Below are 18079 nucleotides of genomic sequence, written 5' to 3'. Positions count from 1 at the left end.
AGCCCATATGCCACGTCTGCCTGCCCTGTTCATGCTCTTATGGCTACCGCTGACCGCTAGCGCAGAGTCGTTGCAAATCCCCCTCGGCGAGCAAGGTGCCGCGTCCCTCCAGTTACCCCAGCGTGGCGAATCACGCCGCGCGGTGCTGGAACGCTTCGGTCTGGCCGACGAAGAACACCCGACGATCGGCCAGCCGCCCATCACCCGCTGGGATTACCGCGAGTTCAGCGTGTACTTCGAGTACGACCATGTAATCGACAGTGTGCGCCACCATCAGCCGCGTACTGCCATGCCGGTGAAGGAACAACCATGACCCTGATCTATGGCCATCGCGGGGCCAAAGGCGAAGCACCGGAAAATACCCTGGCCAGCTTCCAGAAATGCCTGGAGCACGGCGTGCGTCGTTGCGAGCTGGACCTGCACCTGTCGCGCGACAGCGAGTTGATGGTGATTCACGATCCGACGCTGAAACGCACCACCGGCCACCGCGGCAAGGTGGTCGAGCACGACGCCGCCGAACTGGTCACTTATGACGCGCGTAAGAGCGGTCCGAACTGGGTGCAGCCCTGCCCCATCCCGCGCCTGGCAGAACTCTTCGAAACCTGCGATTTCGAGCATTGGCAGCTGGAAGTCAAAAGCGCCTCGAAAGTCCGCGCGGCACGCACCGTCACGGCGATTGCCGAGCTGAGCGAACGCTACGGCTTGACTGACAAGGTCACCGTCACCTCTAGCTCGCGAGCAGTGCTGACTGCACTCAAGCAGCTGACGCCACAACTGTCGCGCGGGCTGGTTGCGGAATATGCCTGGCTCGACCCCCTGAAAGTTGCCCGCCATTATGAATGCCAATTGCTCGCGCTGAACTGGACGCTGTGCACCCCGGAGCGCTTGCTCAAAGCACAGAAATCCGGACTGCATGTCTCGGTCTGGACAGTCAACGAGCCGGCGCTGATGCAACGACTCGCGGATTTCGGCGTTGACAGCCTGATTACCGACTTCCCAGGCCTGGCGGCAGCGACCCTGGCACGCTGAGTCAATGCATCGAAACCAACCGCCTACAAAAAAACCGGTCACCAGGACCGGTTTTGTTATGTGCAGCCTGGTCAGAAACTCTCCCGATTTGGCCAGCGCCACGCCCGGGAGTCGCTGAAGGGGTCCTCCCCGACCGGCTCAGGCCACCGGTCGGAGCCGCTCAAAAAAGCCGATTGAGGCCGTCGAACGCCGCCACCCGATAGGCTTCCGCCATGGTTGGGTAGTTGAAGGTGGTGTTGACGAAATACTTGATGCTATTCGCCTCGCCCTTCTGGTTCATGATCGCCTGACCGATATGCACAATCTCCGAGGCCTGGTAGCCAAAGCAGTGCACCCCCAGAACCTCCAGCGTTTCGCGGTGGAACAGAATTTTCAGCATGCCCACCGGCTCATGGGAAATCTGCGCGCGCGCCATGCTCTTGAAGAATGCCTTGCCCACTTCATAAGGAATCTTCGCCTGGGTCAGCTCACGCTCGTTCTTGCCGATCGAGCTGATCTCCGGAATGGTGTAGATCCCGGTCGGCACGTCATCGACGAAGCGCCAGCTGTCGTTCTCGACGATGTTACCCGCCGCGGAACGCCCCTGGTCATAGGCTGCACTGGCCAGGCTCGGCCAGCCGATCACATCGCCGGCGGCGAAGATGTTCGAAACGTCGGTGCGATAGTTCTGGTCGACTTCGACCTGACCCCGGCCATTGACCTGAATGCCGATGTTTTCCAGACCCAACTTGTCGGTGTTGCCGGTACGCCCGTTGCACCAGAGCAAGGCATCTGCCTTGATCTTCTTGCCCGATTTCAGGTGCAGAATCACCCCGTTATCCAGGCCTTCGATGCTCTCGTATTCCTCGTTATGACGAATCAAAACGTTGTTATTGCGCAGGTGATAACTGAGCGCATCGGAGATTTCTGCATCGAGGAAGCTCAAAAGCTGGTCACGGTTGTCGATCAGGTCGACCAGCACCCCGAGACCGCTGAAAATCGACGCATACTCGCAACCGATGACCCCGGCGCCATAAATGATCAACCGGCGCGGCGTGTGACTGAGGGTCAGAATGGTGTCGCTTTCGTAAACCCGCGGGTGGCGGAAGTCGACATCCGCAGGGCGGTACGGGCGTGAGCCGGTGGCGATGACGATCTGCTTGGCGACCAGCTTTTCCACCACGCCGTTCGGACAGACCACTTCGACGGTTTGCTCATCGGCAAAACTGCCAGTACCGAAGAACAGGTCAATCCGATTACGCGCGTAGTAGCCGGTGCGGGACGACACTTGCTTGTCGATGACCCGCTCGGCGCTTTTCAATACATCGGGAAAGGAGAACCAACGCGGCTCGCCAATCTGGCGGAACATCGGGTTGGTGTTGAACTGCATGATCTGCCGCACCGAATGGCGCAGCGCCTTGGACGGAATGGTACCCAGGTGGGTGCAGTTGCCGCCGACTTCACGACGGCTATCGACCACGGCCACCTTGCGCCCGGCCTTGGCCGCATTCATCGCCGCCCCCTCACCCGCGGGGCCAGAGCCCAGCACCACTACGTCGTAGTTGTAGACCGCCATGTTTACTCCTTCAGATCACGCCGGCGTGCTTATTGCGCACCCTCGGCAGGGCCAGCACTGCAGTTACGCAGTCTGGCTATCGATACCTCTGCTGTTGCAGCCTACCCCGTCCTAGCTCGCGGGTGGCGCCTAGCGCTTGGTCGCGTCGTAAGCCAGCGTCTCGGTGCTCGATGAGGCCGACTCACTATTGACCTCCTCGCACTTCTCGCGGCTACCGCCACAGATCGAGCATTCCTTTTCAATGCCCAGATTGGCGATGCCACCACAGGAACCGGCAATCGGTTTACGCCCCATGATCACGCCAACCGCCATCAACGACACCACCAGCAACATGGTGAAAAATACGATTAACCAAGTCATTGCTCTTCTCCTGCAGCGAATAGCTGCTCGAAAGCCGCGGTACTCTGTGTGACGAAACCCTCGCCGTCACGGGTCACGAAAAATGCCGCGATGCCTTTCTGTTCAGCATACGCCAAGCCTCGCTCTGGCCCGAGCACCATCAGCAAGGTAGACAGCCCATCCGCCCGCAGGGTAGAGGGATCCAGCACGGTGACCGCAGCCAACTTGTGCCGGATCGGCGCCCCGGTTTGCGGGTCGATGGTGTGCGAGTAGCGGATGCCGTTCTCTTCGAAATAGTTGCGATAGTCACCCGAGGTGGAGACACCGTAACCATCCAACTGCACAATCCGTTGCGCTACCCGCTGGTCATCCCGCGGCGCCTCGATGGCGATGCGCCAAGGCTGACCATCCGGCTTCTTGCCAGCGGCCTTCAGCTCACCTGTCACATCGATCAGATAGCTACTGACCCCCAGCTCGAGCAAGCGCGCGGCGATCCTGTCGACGGTATAGCCAGCCGCAATACTGTTGAGATCCAGCTGCAGGTCAACGTCCTTGCACAGCTGCTGCCCCTCGATATGCAGATGCGCGTGTCCGGTGCGGCGCCGCGCTTCGGCCAACTGCTGCGCGCTCGGCACCCGCTCAACCCGAGCCTGCGGGCCAAAGCCCCAGAGGTTGAGCAACGGCTCGAGGGTCAGGTCAAAGGCGCCACTACTGTCCTGCGCCAGCGCCTGCCCCACGCGCACCAGCAACAACACCCCATCCGGCATGGCCATGCAGCTGCCTGCCGGAGCCCGATTGAACGCGGAAAGGATCGAGTCATCACGGTAGGTGGACATCTGCTGATCGACTTCGGCGAGGATCGCCTCGGTCTCAGCCTTGACCACTTCCACCTCAGGCAGATTTTTACTGCGTACGTATTTGACCGAATAGCTGCTGCCCATGGTCGGGCCGGCGAACTCCTCGACCCGCTCAGAAAACCAGCAGCCCGTTAGGGCTGCCGCCAAGGCGACAGCTATAACGGGCCGGAGTACCGCGAGTTTCATGCTTAGCCGCCGAAGTCGTCGAGCAGGATATTGTCCTGTTCCACGCCCAGGTCGACCAACATCTTGATCACCGCGGCGTTCATCATCGGCGGGCCGCACATGTAGAACTCGCAATCTTCCGGAGCCGGGTGGTCCTTCAGGTAGTTCTCGTACAGCACGTTGTGGATGAAGCCCTTGAGACCGGTCCAGTTGTCTTCCGGCTGCGGGTCGGACAGCGCCAGATGCCACTGGAAGTTCGGATTTTCCGCCTGCAGCTGATCGTATTCTTCGTTGTAGAACGCCTCACGCATCGAGCGTGCGCCGTACCAGAAGCTGATCTTGCGGGTGGACTTCAAGCGCTTGAGCTGGTCGAAGATGTGCGAACGCATCGGCGCCATGCCGGCACCACCACCGACAAACACCATCTCGGCATCGGTGTCCTTGGCGAAGAACTCGCCGAACGGGCCGTACACCGTGACCTTGTCGCCCGGCTTGAGGCCGAACACCCAGGACGACATCTGCCCGGGCGGCAAATGATCCTTGCCCGGCGGCGGCGACGCGATACGGATGTTGAACTTCACCAGACCGACTTCTTCCGGGTAGTTGGCCATGGAGTAAGCGCGAATCACGGTCTCTTCGACCTTGGACACGTATTTCCACTGGTTGAACTTGTCCCAGTCGCCGCGATATTCCTCTTGAATATCGAAGTCCTTGTAGTGCACTTCGTGCGGCGGACACTCCAGCTGCACATAACCACCGGCGCGGAAGTCGACGCTCTCGCCTTCCGGCAGTTTCAGCGTCAGCTCCTTGATGAAGGTGGCCACGTTGGGGTTGGACTCCACCGTGCATTCCCACTTCTTCACGCCGAAGACTTCTTCCGGCACTTCGATCTTCATGTCCTGCTTGACCGCGGCCTGGCAGGACAGACGCCAGCCTTCCTTGGCCTCGCGGCGAGTGAAGTGCGATTCCTCGGTGGACAGCATCTCACCGCCACCCGACTCGATGATGCACTTGCACTGGGCGCAGGTACCACCACCACCGCAAGCGGATGACAGAAACACATTGTTGGCCGCCAGGGTTTGCAGCAACTTACCGCCGGCCGGCACCACAATGGTTTTTTCGCCGTTGATTTCGATGCTCACATCGCCGCTGGAGACCAGCTTGGCGCGCGCCGCGAGAATGATCAGCACCAGCGCCAGCACGATGCCGGTGAACATGCCGATCGCGAGAAAGATTTCGTAGTTCATCTGTTCATTCCTTCCTTACAACTGCACGCCAGAGAAGGACATGAAGCCCAGAGACATCAGGCCGATGGTGATGAAGGTGATACCCAAACCCTGCAAACCCGCCGGTACGTCGCTGTACTTGAGCTTCTCGCGAATCCCCGCCAAGGCGGCAATCGCCAGTGCCCAGGACAGCCCCGAGCCGAAGCCGTACACGGTACTTTCTGCCAGGTTGTAGTCGCGTTCGACCATGAACAGCGTGCCGCCCATGATCGCGCAGTTCACCGTAATCAACGGCAGGAACACGCCGAGGGCGTTGTACAAGGCCGGTACATACTTATCCAGCAGCATCTCGAGGATCTGCACGATCGCCGCGATCACCCCGATGTAACTGAGCAGACCGAGGAAGCTCAGGTCGACCTCAGGCAAACCTGCCCAGGCCAGCGCGCCGTCCTTCAGCAGGTAGGTGTAGATCAGGTTGTTGGCAGGCACGGTGATCACCTGCACCACCACTACCGCGATGCCGAGACCGATTGCCGTCTCGACTTTCTTGGAAATGGCAATGAAGGTGCACATGCCGAGGAAGAAGGCCAGCGCCATGTTCTCGACGAACACCGCACGGGCCAGCAAGCTAAGGTAATGCTCCATTAGTAAGCCTCCTTGTTCGAGACTTGCGGGGCCATCTTGAAGCTCGGCTTCTCAAGCTGCTCTTTTTTCCAGCTGCGCAGCCCCCAGATAAACAGACCGATGAGGAAGAACGCCGAAGGCGGCAGCAGTAGCAGACCGTTAGGTTGATACCAGCCACCGTCGTTGATCACCGGGATGATTTCATAGCCCATCAACTTACCGGCGCCGAACAGCTCGCGAACGATGCCCAGCACGATCAGCATGGCACTGTAGCCGAGGCCATTGCCGATACCGTCGAAGAACGACAGCACCGGCGGGTTCTGCATGGCGAACGCTTCGGCACGGCCCATCACGATACAGTTGGTGATGATCAGACCGACGAACACCGACAACTGCTTGGACAGACTGAAGGCATAGGCCTTGAGCACCTGATCCACCACGATTACCAGCGAGGCGATGATCACCATCTGCACGATCATGCGGATCGAGCTGGGGATCTGGCTGCGGATCATCGAGATGAACAGGTTGGAGAACCCGGTCACCAGGGTCAGGGCAATCGACATCACCAGGGCAGTTTTCAGGTTCGAGGTCACCGCCAAGGCGGAGCAGATACCGAGAATCTGCAGACCGATCGGGTTGTTGTTGAAAACCGGATTAAGCAGGACTTCTTTAATAGTCGGCTGCGACATGATCAAGCCTCCCCTGCGCGCAATTTAGCGATAAACGGACCGAAGCCGTTCTGGCCGAGCCAGAAATGCAGCAGATTATCCACCCCCTTGCTGGTCAGCGTGGCGCCAGCCAGGGCATCGACCTGATGCACCGCCTTCGGGCTCTGCGGATCGACGCCGCCTTTGACGACTCTCACCGCCAGCTTGCCGTCCTGGTCAAACAGGGTTTTGCCGGGCCATTGGCCTTTCCACTTGGGGTTGTCCACTTCGCCGCCCAGACCCGGGGTCTCGGCATGCTGATAGAAGCCCAAGCCAGCCACGGTATTCAGATCGCCCTTCAGCGCCATGAAACCGTACAGCGTCGACCACAGGCCATAGCCACGAATCGGCAGAACCACGGTTTCCAGCTTGCCGTCCTGTTCGATCAGGTAAACCGTGGTGTAGCGCTCACGGCGCTTGATCGAGGCAATGTCCTGATTGCCAGTCAATACGCTGGAGAGCTTCGGGTCCTTGGCGGCTTTCAATGGGTCGAAGGTCGCCGGATCCTGTGCATCGCTGAAGGTGCCGGTTTCGAGATCGACCACCTTGGCGGTAATGCGGCTGGCATACAGTGCCTTGACTTCCTTGCCAGTCATCCCGGGTTGACCCAGGCCGGCAATCGCCAAAATGCTGCGCTGCTTATCCAGCAGACGGTTGTCCACTTGAGTCGGTTTCAGCGCAATCGCGGCGCCGGCAACGAATACCGAGCACACCAGGCAGACCAGCAGGGCCACCGTCAGCGTGCGTGCGGTGGATTCTTTTTGACTAGACATTGCGTGCCAGCCTCCGCTTGATATTGGCTTGAACGACGAAGTGGTCGATCAGCGGTGCGAACAGGTTGGCGAACAGGATCGCCAGCATCATGCCTTCCGGGAACGCCGGGTTGACCACTCGAATCAACACCACCATCACGCCGATCAAGGCACCGAAAATCCACTTACCGGTGTTGGTCATGGACGCAGATACCGGATCGGTGGCCATGAAGAACATCCCGAAGGCAAAACCGCCCACCACCAGATGCCAATGCCAAGGCATGGCGAACAACGGGTTGGTTTGCGAACCGATGCTGTTGAACAGCAGGCTCAGGCCGATCATCCCCAGCATCACCCCGGCGACGATGCGCCAGGAGGCGATCTTGGTCAGCAGCAGTACACCGCCACCGATCAGGATGGCCAGGGTGCTGGTCTCGCCCAGCGAGCCATGAATGGTGCCGACGAAGGCGTCCATCCAGGTGATGCCCTGACCGACCACGTTATCGATACCGCCGGCCGCGGCCAGGCTCAGCGAGGTCGCCCCGGCAAAGCCATCGACCACGGTCCATACCGCGTCACCGGACATCTGCGCCGGGTAGGCGAAGAAGAGGAAGGCGCGACCCGCCAACGCCGGGTTGAGGAAGTTCTTGCCGGTACCACCGAACACTTCCTTGCCGATCACCACGCCGAAGCTGATGCCCAGTGCCACTTGCCACAACGGAATGCTCGGCGGCAGGATCAGGGCGAACAGCACCGAGGTGACGAAGAAGCCTTCGTTGACCTCGTGCTTGCGGATCGAGGCGAACAACACCTCCCAGAAGCCGCCGACGATAAAGGCCGTGGCGTAAACCGGCAGGAACCACGCCGCACCCTGGATGAAGTTGTCCCACAGGCTGCTGGGGTCAAACCCGGCCAGGGAGCCGATCAAGGCGAAGCGCCAACCTTCCTGGGCCGCCAACAGCTCGGGGCTCTGGGCGAAGATCAGGTTGGCCTGATAGCCGGTGTTCCACATGCCGAAGAACATCATCGGGAAGGTACACAACCAAACCGTGATCATCATGCGCTTGAGGTCGATACCGTCACGCACGTGAGCGGTGGTTTTAGTCACGCTCCCGGGGCGGTAGAAGAAGGTATCGACGGCTTCGTACAGGGCGTACCATTTTTCGTACTTGCCGCCATGTTCGAAGTTGTGCTCGATTTTATCGAGGAATGCACGAATTCCCATGATCAACCCTCCTTCTCGATGCGGGCGAGGTTATCGCGCAGAATCGGGCCGTATTCATACTTGCCGGCACACACATAGGTGCACAGCGCCAGGTCTTCTTCGTCGAGTTCCAGACAGCCCAGTTTCTGAGCCATTTCGGTATCGCCAACGATCAGATAGCGCAGCAGTTGGGTCGGCAGAATATCCAGCGGCATCACGGCTTCGTAATTGCCCACCGGTACCATGGCGCGCGGGCTGCCATTGGTGGTGGTGGAGAAGGCGAAAGTCTTGGCCGCCATCAGCTTGGAAACGAAGATATTCATCACCGAGTGCTTGTTAACCCCAGCACGCAGGTAATGCATCATCTCGCGATCGGTACCTTCGGCCAGGCAGGACACCTGCAAGTGGTAACGCCCCAGATAGGCAAAGGCGCCTTGGGCGGTGCGGCCGCCGAGCACCGAGCCGGAAATCAGCCGGTTGTAGCCGGACTGCAGCTGCCCGGCTGTTAGCTCTTGCAGGTTGGCACCGAGGCGGGTCAGCAACAGCCGCGGCTGTTCGACCACCGGTCCCGCCAGGGAGATCACCCGTTCGACCCACAGCTGTCCGGTGCTGAACAGCTTACCGACGGCAATCACATCCTGATAATTGATCGACCAGACCGCCTTGCTGACGCTGACCGGATCGAGGAAATGGATATGCGTACCCACCAGGCCGGCTGGATGCGGGCCCGCAAACGCTTCGGTCTGGACCTTGCTCAACTGCTCGCCGGGCAGGTTCGCGCCATCGGCCTTGCAGAGGAAGACTTTGCCCAGGCAGCTGAGCACTTTGAGCCCATTTTCGAAGTCAGTGGCGTATTCGCCGATGACCAGTGCCGGATCGGCAGCCAACGGATGGGTGTCGATGGCAGTGACGAAAATAGAGCTGGGTACGGCGTCCACGGCCGGAACCTTGCTGAACGGCCGGGAGCGCAAGGCGGTCCAGAGGCCGGACTGTTGCAGGTTCTCGCGCACTTGAGCATCGCTCAGGCTGTCCAGCTGGGTGGCCGGATACTGAGCAAAGCTCACCTGTTCATCGCCATCGAGGTCAATCACCAGCGACTGCAGAACACGCTTCTCGCCCCGGTGAATCGCACTGACCACCCCCGCACCCGGCGCGGTGTAGCTCACCCCGGGTGACTTCTTATCCGAGAACAGCACTTGGCCGAGTTTGACTCGATCGCCAACCTGCACCTCCATCGTAGGCTTCATTCCGTGATAATCGGAGCCTATGACGGCGACGCTGCGTACCGGCCTTGCGGCCTCGATACGCTGCGCCGGCGCGCCGGTTATGGGCAGATCGAGCCCATCTTTTATTTTGATCATAGGTTTGCCTAACCACTGATTTATAAGCTTTTTTTAGAATACGAGCGACATCTGGATGCTTAATAGCCAATTGCGCACCAAAGTATTATTGGCGCGAATGATGATGTCGGACGCGGGTAAAAAATCCGCTTGATTATAAAGACCCCCCCCTAGGACTGACTACCCAAGCGCTTGCTTATTTTGAACTTTCCGTTACAGAGCACGACATTAAGCTCTCTAGGCAACCAGGGAGTTCGCCACGCGTCGACTGCTCGCGCCCGTCACCCCGCTACTGCTCAGCCCGCCTTACTCGCCAACAGCAGCGAGCGCCCGCGCAAAGCGAATGTCCCCGCACAAATCCAACCCGACCACGCCCGCCTGACGCTGAAACATCAAAGCGTAGTGACCTAGCCCTGGACGAACGTCCATGCCGCCGCGCTATACACGGAGCCGCAGGCCAGCCGGACACTCACGACTCCCACAGCAAGCGTCTTGAGCTGTATTACTTCCGGACCATCGAACGCGAGGACGTAATCGAGGCTGCCTGGGCGAGCCTAAAAAGGCAGCAGGATGAGTCCGCACTTGCCCAACTGCGTAATGAACTGGACGCCTTGCACACCAGTTTTCGCGACATTCGCCCAGGCGACCGTTACGCCCTGAACTACAACGACCGCAACGGCCTGACCCTGGGACGCCATGGCCAGACTGCCCTTACCAGCCGCAATCCAGAGCTGACCATGGCCCACCTGGACATCTGGCCGGTACCCGAAGGTCTATCGGAGACGTTACGCAGGCGCCTACTGGCCGATTAATGCCGGCCAAAAAAAGGATAAAAAAACGGGAGCCGTAGCTCCCGTTCTTATTCGCGCCTAACGCTTAGCTCGGAAAAGCCGGCGGGTTGACCCCGACCATATCTTCCATCACGCGAACCACCTGACAGCTGTAGCCGAACTCGTTGTCGTACCACACGTACAGCACGACACGGTTGTCGTTGGCGATAGTCGCCTCGGCATCCACCACGCCGGCATGCCGCGAACCGACGAAGTCAGTGGAAACCACTTCCTGCGAGTTAACGAAATCGATCTGCTTGTGCAGATCCGAGTGCAGGGCCATATAGCGCAGGTACTCGTTGATCTCTTCGCGCGTAGTAGCTTTCTCCAGGTTCAGGTTGAGAATAGCCATGGACACGTTCGGCGTCGGCACGCGGATCGCGTTGCCGGTCAGCTTGCCAGCCAGCTCGGGCAGCGCCTTGGCCGCCGCAGTGGCCGCACCGGTCTCGGTGATGACCATGTTCAGCGCGGCACTGCGACCACGACGATCACCCTTGTGGAAGTTGTCGATCAGGTTCTGGTCGTTGGTGTACGAGTGAACCGTCTCAACGTGACCGTTGATGATGCCGTACTTGTCGTTGACTGCCTTGAGCACCGGTACGATGGCGTTAGTGGTGCAGGACGCGGCCGAAACGATGCGATCATCGGCAGTGATTTCACCGTGGTTGATACCGTGCACGATGTTCTTCAGCTTGCCTTTGCCTGGCGCGGTCAGCACCACACGGTCGATACCCGGGCAGGCCAGATGCTGCCCCAAGCCATCGGCATCGCGCCAGACACCGGTGTTGTCCACCAGCAATGCGTCGTGGATGCCGTACTGGGTGTAATCCACCTCAGTCGGGTTCTTCGCGTAGATCACCTGGATCAGGTTACCGTTGGCGGTCAGGGTGTTGTTGGCCTCATCGATCGTGATAGTGCCGTCGAACGGACCATGCACCGAGTCGCGACGCAGCAGACTGGCCCGCTTGACCAGATCGTTTTCGGCACCTTTGCGCACGACAATGGCACGCAGGCGCAAGCCATCGCCGCCGCCGGTTTTCTCGATCAGGATGCGTGCCAGCAAGCGGCCGATACGACCGAAGCCGTAGAGCACCACGTCGGTGCCTTTACGCGCCAGCAGGTTCTGCTGCCCGGCTACCGGTTCCAGCTCGTCGCGCACGAATTGCTCGATGCTACGGCCGTTACCTTGCTTGATGAACTTGGCCACCAAACGCCCGAGGTCCACGGAAGCGGCGCCCAGCTTGAGCTCGCTCATGGTCTTGAGAATCGGGAAGGTGTCATGCACCGACAGCTCGGCATCACCGTCCAGGCGGTGGCGTGCATAACGGTGAGCCTTGAGGATTTGAATCACCGAACGGTTGATCAGGCTACGACCGTAGATCGAGGTAACCACGTTGTTGTTACGGTAAAGCTGGCCAATCAGCGGAATCATCGCTTCAGCAAAAGCTTCGCGATCGATCCATTCACCGAGACACTGGTCGGGCTTCTGAGTCACGGGCAGTACCTTCCACATGTAGGGGCTGAAAAAAGGGGCTACATTATGACGGCGCACGCAGGCATGAGCAATGCGCGCCTGTCGCGACTGACATAAAGCACCCTCGCCCGCTACAATCGCCGACCTTGTGCCATGACTGTGAGCCGCCTGTGTCCGTACTGCGTCTACCGTCCCTACCGGCCATCGCCGGCAAACAACACTGGGGCAACCTGCCCGGTGCCGCGCTGAGCCTGGCGATCGCCGAAGCCGCTAGCGCCGCCAAACGCTTCACCCTGCTGCTGACCGCCGACAGCCAGAGCGCCGAGCGCCTGGAGCAGGAGCTGAGCTTCTTCGCCCCGAACCTGCCCGTACTGCACTTCCCGGACTGGGAAACCCTGCCCTACGACCTGTTTTCGCCGCACCAGGACATCATTTCCCAGCGTATCGCCGCGCTCTATCGCCTGCCGGAACTGAAACATGGCGTGCTGGTAGTGCCGATCACCACGGCCCTACACCGCCTGGCGCCGACGCGCTTCCTGCTCGGCAGCAGCCTGGTCCTGGATGTCGGCCAGAAGCTCGCTGTCGACGAGATGCGTACACGTCTGGAGGCGGCCGGTTATCGCTGCGTGGACACGGTGTACGAGCACGGCGAATTCGCCGTGCGCGGCGCGCTGATCGACCTGTTCCCGATGGGCAGCGACCAGCCCTACCGCATCGACCTGTTCGACGACGAAATAGAGACGCTGCGCACCTTCGACCCGGAGACCCAGCGCTCGATCGACAAGGTCGGCTCGATCAAGCTGCTGCCGGCGCGCGAATTTCCACTGGAGAAGAAGGCCGTCAGCGACTTTCGCGGACGCTTCCGCGAGCGCTTCGACGTGGACTTCCGCCGCTGCCCGATCTACCAGGACCTGTCCACCGGCATCACCCCGGCCGGTATCGAGTACTACCTGCCGCTGTTCTTCGAGACGACGGCGACGCTGTTCGATTATCTGCCGCAGGACACCCAGGTGTTCTCCCTGCCGGGCGTGGAAAAAGCCGCCGAGCACTTCTGGACGGACGCCCGCAATCGCTATGAAGAACGCCGCGTCGACCCCGAGCGCCCGCTGCTGCCGCCCGCCGATATCTTTCTGCCGGTAGAGGACTGCTTCGCCCGCCTGAAGGACTGGCCCCGTGTGGTCATCAGCCAGGACGACATCGAAACCGGCGTCGGCCGCCAACGCTTCACCGCGCAACCGCTGCCGGACCTGGCGATCCAGGCCAAAGCCAGTGAGCCGCTGGCCGCCTTGCGCCGCTTTATCGAGGACTATCCCGGCCGCGTGCTGTTCTGCGCCGAGTCCGCCGGCCGCCGCGAAGTGCTCCTGGAGCTGCTCGCCCGCCTCAAGCTGAAACCCAAGGAAGTTGACGGCTGGCCGGCGTTCACGGCAAGCACGGAACGCCTGGGCATCTGCATCGCACCGCTCGATGAAGGCCTGTTGCTGGAGGACCTGGCGCTGATCGCCGAGAGCCCGCTGTTCGGCCAGCGGGTCATGCAACGCCGTCGGCGCGAGAAGACCCGCGATGGCGGCGACAATGTCATCAAGAACCTCACCGAACTGCGTGAAGGCGCGCCGGTGGTGCATATCGATCATGGCGTCGGCCGCTACCTGGGCCTGATCACCCTGGAAATCGACGGCCAGGCCGCCGAATTCCTGGCCCTGATGTATGCCGAAGAAGCCAAGCTCTATGTGCCGGTAGCCAGCCTGCACCTGATCGCACGCTACACCGGCAGCGACGACGCCCTCGCCCCGCTGCACCGCCTTGGCTCGGAAACCTGGCAGAAGGCCAAGCGCAAGGCCGCCGAACAAGTGCGCGACGTGGCCGCCGAACTGCTGGACATCTATGCTCGCCGCGCCGCCCGCGAGGGCTACGCGTTCGCCGACCCGCAGCTGGATTACGCCACCTTCAGCGCCGGCTTCCCCTTCGAGGAAACCCCGGACCAGCAGACCGCGATCGATGCGGTTCGCGACGACATGCTCGCGCCCAAACCCATGGACCGACTGATTTGTGGCGACGTTGGCTTTGGCAAGACCGAAGTGGCCATGCGCGCCGCCTTCATCGCCGTGCACAGCGGCCGTCAAGTTGCCATCTTGGTGCCCACCACCCTGCTCGCCCAGCAGCACTACAACAGCTTCCGTGACCGCTTCGCCGACTGGCCGGTCAGGGTCGAGGTAATGAGCCGCTTCAAGAGCGCCAAGGAAATCGGCGAAGCCATGCAGCAACTGGCGGCCGGCCAGGTCGACATCGTTATCGGCACCCACAAGCTGCTGCAAGACGACGTCAAATTCAACGATTTAGGCCTGGTGATCATCGACGAGGAACACCGCTTCGGTGTGCGCCAAAAGGAACAACTCAAGGCCCTGCGCAGCGAGGTGGACATCCTCACCCTGACCGCGACGCCGATCCCGCGCACCCTGAACATGGCCGTAGCCGGGATGCGTGACCTGTCGATCATCGCCACGCCGCCGGCACGGCGCCTGTCGGTGCGCACCTTCGTCATGGAGCAGCAGCACAGCGTGGTCAAGGAAGCGCTGCTGCGCGAGCTGCTGCGCGGCGGCCAGGTCTACTACCTGCACAACGACGTGAAGAGCATCGAGAAGTGCGCCGCCGACCTGGCCGAGCTGGTGCCTGAAGCGCGCATCGCGATCGGCCATGGGCAGATGCGCGAGCGCGAGCTGGAACAGGTGATGAGCGACTTCTATCACAAGCGCTTCAACGTGTTGATCGCCTCGACCATCATCGAGACCGGCATCGACGTACCCAGCGCCAACACCATCATCATCGAGCGCGCCGACAAGTTCGGCCTGGCCCAGTTGCACCAGTTGCGCGGCCGCGTCGGTCGCAGCCACCACCAGGCCTACGCCTACCTGCTGACCCCGCCACGCAAGCAGGTGACGGATGACGCCCAGAAGCGCCTGGAAGCCATCGCCAACGCCCAGGACCTGGGTGCCGGCTTCGTCCTGGCCACCCACGACCTGGAAATCCGCGGCGCCGGCGAACTGCTCGGCGACGGCCAGAGCGGGCAGATCCAGGCGGTCGGCTTCACCCTCTACATGGAGATGCTCGAACGCGCGGTGAAAGCCATCCGCAAGGGCGAGCAACCCAACCTCGACCAACCACTCGGCGGCGGCCCGGAAATCAATTTGCGAGTCCCCGCGCTGATCCCCGAAGACTACCTGCCGGACGTGCATGCACGGCTGATCCTCTACAAACGCATCGCTTCTGCCGCCGACGAAGACGGCCTGAAAGAGCTGCAGGTGGAGATGATCGACCGCTTCGGCCTGCTCCCGGAGCCGACCAAGCACCTGGTGCGACTGACGCTGCTCAAGCTGCAGGCCGATCAGCTCGGCATCAAGAAAGTCGACGCTGGCCCGCAAGGTGGCCGCATCGAGTTCGCCGCCGACACCTGCGTCGATCCACTGACCCTGATCAAGCTGATCCAGAGCGCGCCTTCACGCTACAAATTCGAAGGCGCCACCCTGTTCAAATTCCAAGTGCCGATGGAGCGCCCGGAGGAACGATTCAATACTCTGGAGGCGCTGTTCGAGCGCCTGACTCTCTCCGCTTAAAGGACTAACCCATGCGTGCGCGTCGCAATCTGGCCCTGTTGCCGCTTATCCTGCTCTCGTTGCTGAGCGGCTCCCCCGCCGTCGCCGCGGACTGGTATCAGGTTGAAATGATCGTCTTCCGCCAGGCTGGCGAAGCCGTCCCCGCCGGCCTAACCGCGCCGGATGACTGGGCCAAAGGCGCTCAACCAATCGAGTCCACGCAGGAACGCGCCACCGCACTCGATGGTCAAGCCGAGAAGCTGAACCCGGCCAATGGCTACCGGGTGCTCCTGCACAAGGCCTGGACCCAGGAACTCGGCAGCGAAACCAGCAGCGTGGCTCTGCACACGGGCAATCCGCGATTCGGCCATTACCCGGTCGAAGGCACGCTGTCGCTCGTACAAGCGCGCTACATAGATCTGACAGCCGATCTATGGATCAACAGATTCGACGAGAGTGGCCTACTGATCAGCAGCGAGCGACTCAAACAAGGCAGCCGACTGCAGACCGGCAAGCTCACCTACCTCGATCACGGCAATCTGGGCGTGCTGGTTCGCATCAGCGCCATGTAAATTCCAGGCAATAAAAAGGACCGCAGACTGCGGCCCTTTCATGCATATCGATCGACTATTCAGCCAGCTAGCACCAACGCCAGAACGGATTTGACCTTGCCCATCCCCTCATCCAATGCACGCTCGATTTCCGCCATGGTAATCAGCGCCGCAGTTTTCCCTGCCGCCGGGTTCACCACCAACGCCAAGCAGGCATAGGGCAGCGCCAGCTCACGCGCCAGTACCGCCTCGGGCATTCCGGTCATGCCGACAATATCGCAACCGTCACGCTCCATCCGGGCAATCTCGGCCACCGTTTCCAGGCGCGGTCCCTGGGTGCAGCCGTAGATGCCATGAGTGCTGTAAGCACAGCCTTCGCTCGCCAATGCAGCGCACAGCATGTCGCGCAGCTTAGCGTCATAAGGATGGCTGAAGTCGACATGGGTCACATGCTCAAGCTCGCCTTCGTAAAAGGTATGCGCCCGGCCTGAGGTGTAATCGATGGCCTGATGGGGCACGCAGAAATGCCCCGTTCCCATGGCCTCATGGATACCGCCAACCGCATTGACCGCGACAATGGCCTGAGCGCCTGCAGCCTTCAACGCCCACAGGTTCGCGCGGTAATTGACCTGGTGCGGCGGAATCCGATGCGGGTGGCCATGGCGCGCAAGAAACAGCACTTCACGCCCGGCGTATTCACCCCGCAATACCGGCGCCGACGGCGCACCATAGGGCGTATCGAGATTCAGCGCAGCTGTGATGGTCAGGCCGTCCAGTTGGGTCAGGCCAGTGCCGCCGATAATGGCGTAAACAGTCATCAAACTTCCCTCAATTGATTAATTGCGCCGCACGCAAGGCCCCGATCGCCTCCAGCCAGCGCGGGCTCTGCCGATACTCAACACCCGGAAAAGCTTGCCGGCGCATCTGTGCTAGGCCCGCAGGCGCCACCACCTTGAGCCGCTGCAAGGCACTCAGGGCTAACTCCGCAGCCGCCCGGTCGTTGCACACCAGCCCCATGTCGCATCCAGCCGTCAGGGCAGCCTCGATGCGGCATGCCGCATCGCCGACCACATGGGCACCTGCCATGGACAGGTCGTCACTGAAAATTACGCCCTTGAATTGCAACTCGCCGCGCAGAATCTCCTGTAACCAACGCCGCGAGAATCCTGCGGGCTGGGCATCGACCTTGGGGTAGATGACATGTGCAGGCATGACCGCTGCCAACTGTCGACTCAAACGCGCGAAGGGCTGCAAGTCGCTGGCGCGAATCTGCTCCAGGCTGCGCTCATCCAGCGGAATCGCTACATGGGAATCCGCCTCGGCCCAACCATGCCCAGGGAAGTGCTTACCGGTGGACGCCATGCCCGCCGCGCTCATCCCGCGAATAAAGGCGCCCGCCAATAGCGTTGCGCGCTGTGCGTCGCCCTCGAAGGCACGGCTGCCCACCACCGCGCTGCGCTGGTAATCCAGGTCCAGCACCGGGGCAAAGCTCAGGTCCAAGCCCACGGCCAGCACTTCAGTGGCCATCAACCAGCCACAGTGCTCGGCCAACGCCTCGGCATTGGGGTTATCGGCGATCGCGCGCATCGCCGGCAACCGCACGAAGCCCTGGCGCAAGCGCTGTACCCGGCCGCCCTCTTGATCGACTGCGAGCAGCAGATCCGGGCGTATGGCGCGAATCGCCGCGCACAGCTCACGCACCTGCCGCGGGTGCTCGATATTGCGCGCAAACAGAATCAGCCCGCCCACCTCGGGTTGGCGCAGGATCTGTCGATCCTCGGCGGTCAGCCACGTACCAGCGACGTCCAGCATCAACGAACCTTGCAGGCTTGAACTCAC

General features: G+C 61.0%; 17 protein-coding genes. 5 read left to right on the top strand and 12 right to left on the bottom strand.

All coding sequences use genetic code 11. From position 1 onward, the window contains the following. Window positions 1–7 precede the first annotated feature (7 nt). Together FBY03_RS07330 and FBY03_RS07325 are read left to right on the top strand one after the other, a co-directional pair. Window positions 8–313 (top strand): phosphodiesterase, encoded by a 306-nt coding sequence (locus tag FBY03_RS07330; RefSeq protein WP_147171542.1) that lies wholly within the window; start codon window positions 8–10, stop codon window positions 311–313. Continuing rightward, window positions 310–1029 (top strand): glycerophosphodiester phosphodiesterase, encoded by a 720-nt coding sequence (locus tag FBY03_RS07325; protein WP_147171541.1) that lies wholly within the window; start codon window positions 310–312, stop codon window positions 1027–1029. Before FBY03_RS07330 ends, FBY03_RS07325 begins: the two co-directional genes overlap by 4 nt. Window positions 1030–1189: 160 nt before the next feature. On the opposite strand, the gene sthA is transcribed toward FBY03_RS07325, so the two are convergent. The 9 genes from sthA to FBY03_RS07280 all read right to left on the bottom strand — a co-directional run bounded on the left by sthA (window position 1190) and on the right by FBY03_RS07280 (window position 9819). Next, the gene (gene sthA, locus FBY03_RS07320) at window positions 1190–2584 is read right to left on the bottom strand and encodes a Si-specific NAD(P)(+) transhydrogenase (protein WP_147171540.1); all 1395 of its coding nucleotides are present in this window, start codon (window positions 2582–2584) and stop codon (window positions 1190–1192) included. 129 nt (window positions 2585–2713) lie between these two features. Beyond that, window positions 2714–2944, bottom strand: a complete 231-nt coding sequence (nqrM, locus tag FBY03_RS07315) for a (Na+)-NQR maturation NqrM (protein ID WP_147171539.1) — start codon at window positions 2942–2944, stop codon at window positions 2714–2716. After that, window positions 2941–3966, bottom strand: a complete 1026-nt coding sequence (locus FBY03_RS07310; RefSeq protein ID WP_147171538.1) for an FAD:protein FMN transferase — start codon at window positions 3964–3966, stop codon at window positions 2941–2943. Before FBY03_RS07310 ends, nqrM begins: the two co-directional genes overlap by 4 nt. A gap of 2 nt (window positions 3967–3968) precedes the next feature. Further along, window positions 3969–5192: an NADH:ubiquinone reductase (Na(+)-transporting) subunit F gene (gene nqrF / locus FBY03_RS07305; protein ID WP_147171537.1), complete on the bottom strand. Its 1224-nt coding sequence runs from the start codon at window positions 5190–5192 to the stop codon at window positions 3969–3971. A 15-nt stretch (window positions 5193–5207) separates the two neighbouring features. After that, window positions 5208–5816, bottom strand: a complete 609-nt coding sequence (nqrE, locus tag FBY03_RS07300; protein WP_147171536.1) for an NADH:ubiquinone reductase (Na(+)-transporting) subunit E — start codon at window positions 5814–5816, stop codon at window positions 5208–5210. Beyond that, window positions 5816–6490, bottom strand: a complete 675-nt coding sequence (locus FBY03_RS07295; protein WP_178090583.1) for an NADH:ubiquinone reductase (Na(+)-transporting) subunit D — start codon at window positions 6488–6490, stop codon at window positions 5816–5818. Before FBY03_RS07295 ends, nqrE begins: the two co-directional genes overlap by 1 nt. Then, the gene (locus tag FBY03_RS07290; protein ID WP_147171534.1) at window positions 6487–7275 is read right to left on the bottom strand and encodes a Na(+)-translocating NADH-quinone reductase subunit C; all 789 of its coding nucleotides are present in this window, start codon (window positions 7273–7275) and stop codon (window positions 6487–6489) included. Before FBY03_RS07290 ends, FBY03_RS07295 begins: the two co-directional genes overlap by 4 nt. Beyond that, window positions 7268–8479, bottom strand: a complete 1212-nt coding sequence (locus tag FBY03_RS07285) for an NADH:ubiquinone reductase (Na(+)-transporting) subunit B (RefSeq protein ID WP_147171533.1) — start codon at window positions 8477–8479, stop codon at window positions 7268–7270. The genes FBY03_RS07290 and FBY03_RS07285 overlap by 8 nt, the downstream gene beginning before the upstream one ends. 2 nt (window positions 8480–8481) lie before the next feature. Next, window positions 8482–9819, bottom strand: coding sequence for a Na(+)-translocating NADH-quinone reductase subunit A (locus tag FBY03_RS07280; RefSeq protein WP_147171532.1), 1338 nt, complete (start codon window positions 9817–9819; stop codon window positions 8482–8484). Window positions 9820–9974: 155 nt separating this feature from the next. Here FBY03_RS07280 and FBY03_RS23405 point away from each other — a divergent pair, with 155 nt between their 5' ends. Continuing rightward, window positions 9975–10610 carry a chalcone isomerase family protein gene (locus FBY03_RS23405; protein ID WP_306102478.1) on the top strand — a complete coding sequence of 212 codons (636 nt, stop codon included), beginning with the start codon at window positions 9975–9977 and terminating at the stop codon, window positions 10608–10610. A gap of 64 nt (window positions 10611–10674) precedes the next feature. Here the strand turns inward: FBY03_RS23405 and FBY03_RS07270 are convergent, their stop codons facing one another. Then, window positions 10675–12141, bottom strand: coding sequence for a glyceraldehyde-3-phosphate dehydrogenase (locus FBY03_RS07270; RefSeq protein ID WP_147171531.1), 1467 nt, complete (start codon window positions 12139–12141; stop codon window positions 10675–10677). 131 nt (window positions 12142–12272) lie between these two features. Between FBY03_RS07270 and mfd the strand changes: the two genes are divergently transcribed. Together mfd and FBY03_RS07260 are read left to right on the top strand one after the other, a co-directional pair. Continuing rightward, on the top strand, window positions 12273–15710 hold the full coding sequence (mfd, locus tag FBY03_RS07265; RefSeq protein ID WP_147171530.1) for a transcription-repair coupling factor: 3438 nt from the start codon (window positions 12273–12275) through the stop codon (window positions 15708–15710). Between the two features lie 11 nt (window positions 15711–15721). Next, window positions 15722–16261, top strand: a complete 540-nt coding sequence (locus tag FBY03_RS07260) for a CsiV family protein (protein WP_147171529.1) — start codon at window positions 15722–15724, stop codon at window positions 16259–16261. A gap of 59 nt (window positions 16262–16320) precedes the next feature. Here the strand turns inward: FBY03_RS07260 and FBY03_RS07255 are convergent, their stop codons facing one another. Then, window positions 16321–17058, bottom strand: a complete 738-nt coding sequence (locus FBY03_RS07255; protein ID WP_147171528.1) for an S-methyl-5'-thioinosine phosphorylase — start codon at window positions 17056–17058, stop codon at window positions 16321–16323. Window positions 17059–17068: 10 nt separating this feature from the next. Next, window positions 17069–18067 carry a beta-N-acetylhexosaminidase gene (gene nagZ, locus FBY03_RS07250; RefSeq protein ID WP_178090591.1) on the bottom strand — a complete coding sequence of 333 codons (999 nt, stop codon included), beginning with the start codon at window positions 18065–18067 and terminating at the stop codon, window positions 17069–17071. Window positions 18068–18079: the final 12 nt, after the last annotated feature.

Source organism: Pseudomonas sp. SJZ079, from assembly GCF_007993865.1.
Classification (GTDB): domain Bacteria; phylum Pseudomonadota; class Gammaproteobacteria; order Pseudomonadales; family Pseudomonadaceae; genus Aquipseudomonas.
Note: the sequence above shows the minus strand (reverse complement) of the source record. Positions and strands in the feature narration are given on the sequence as shown.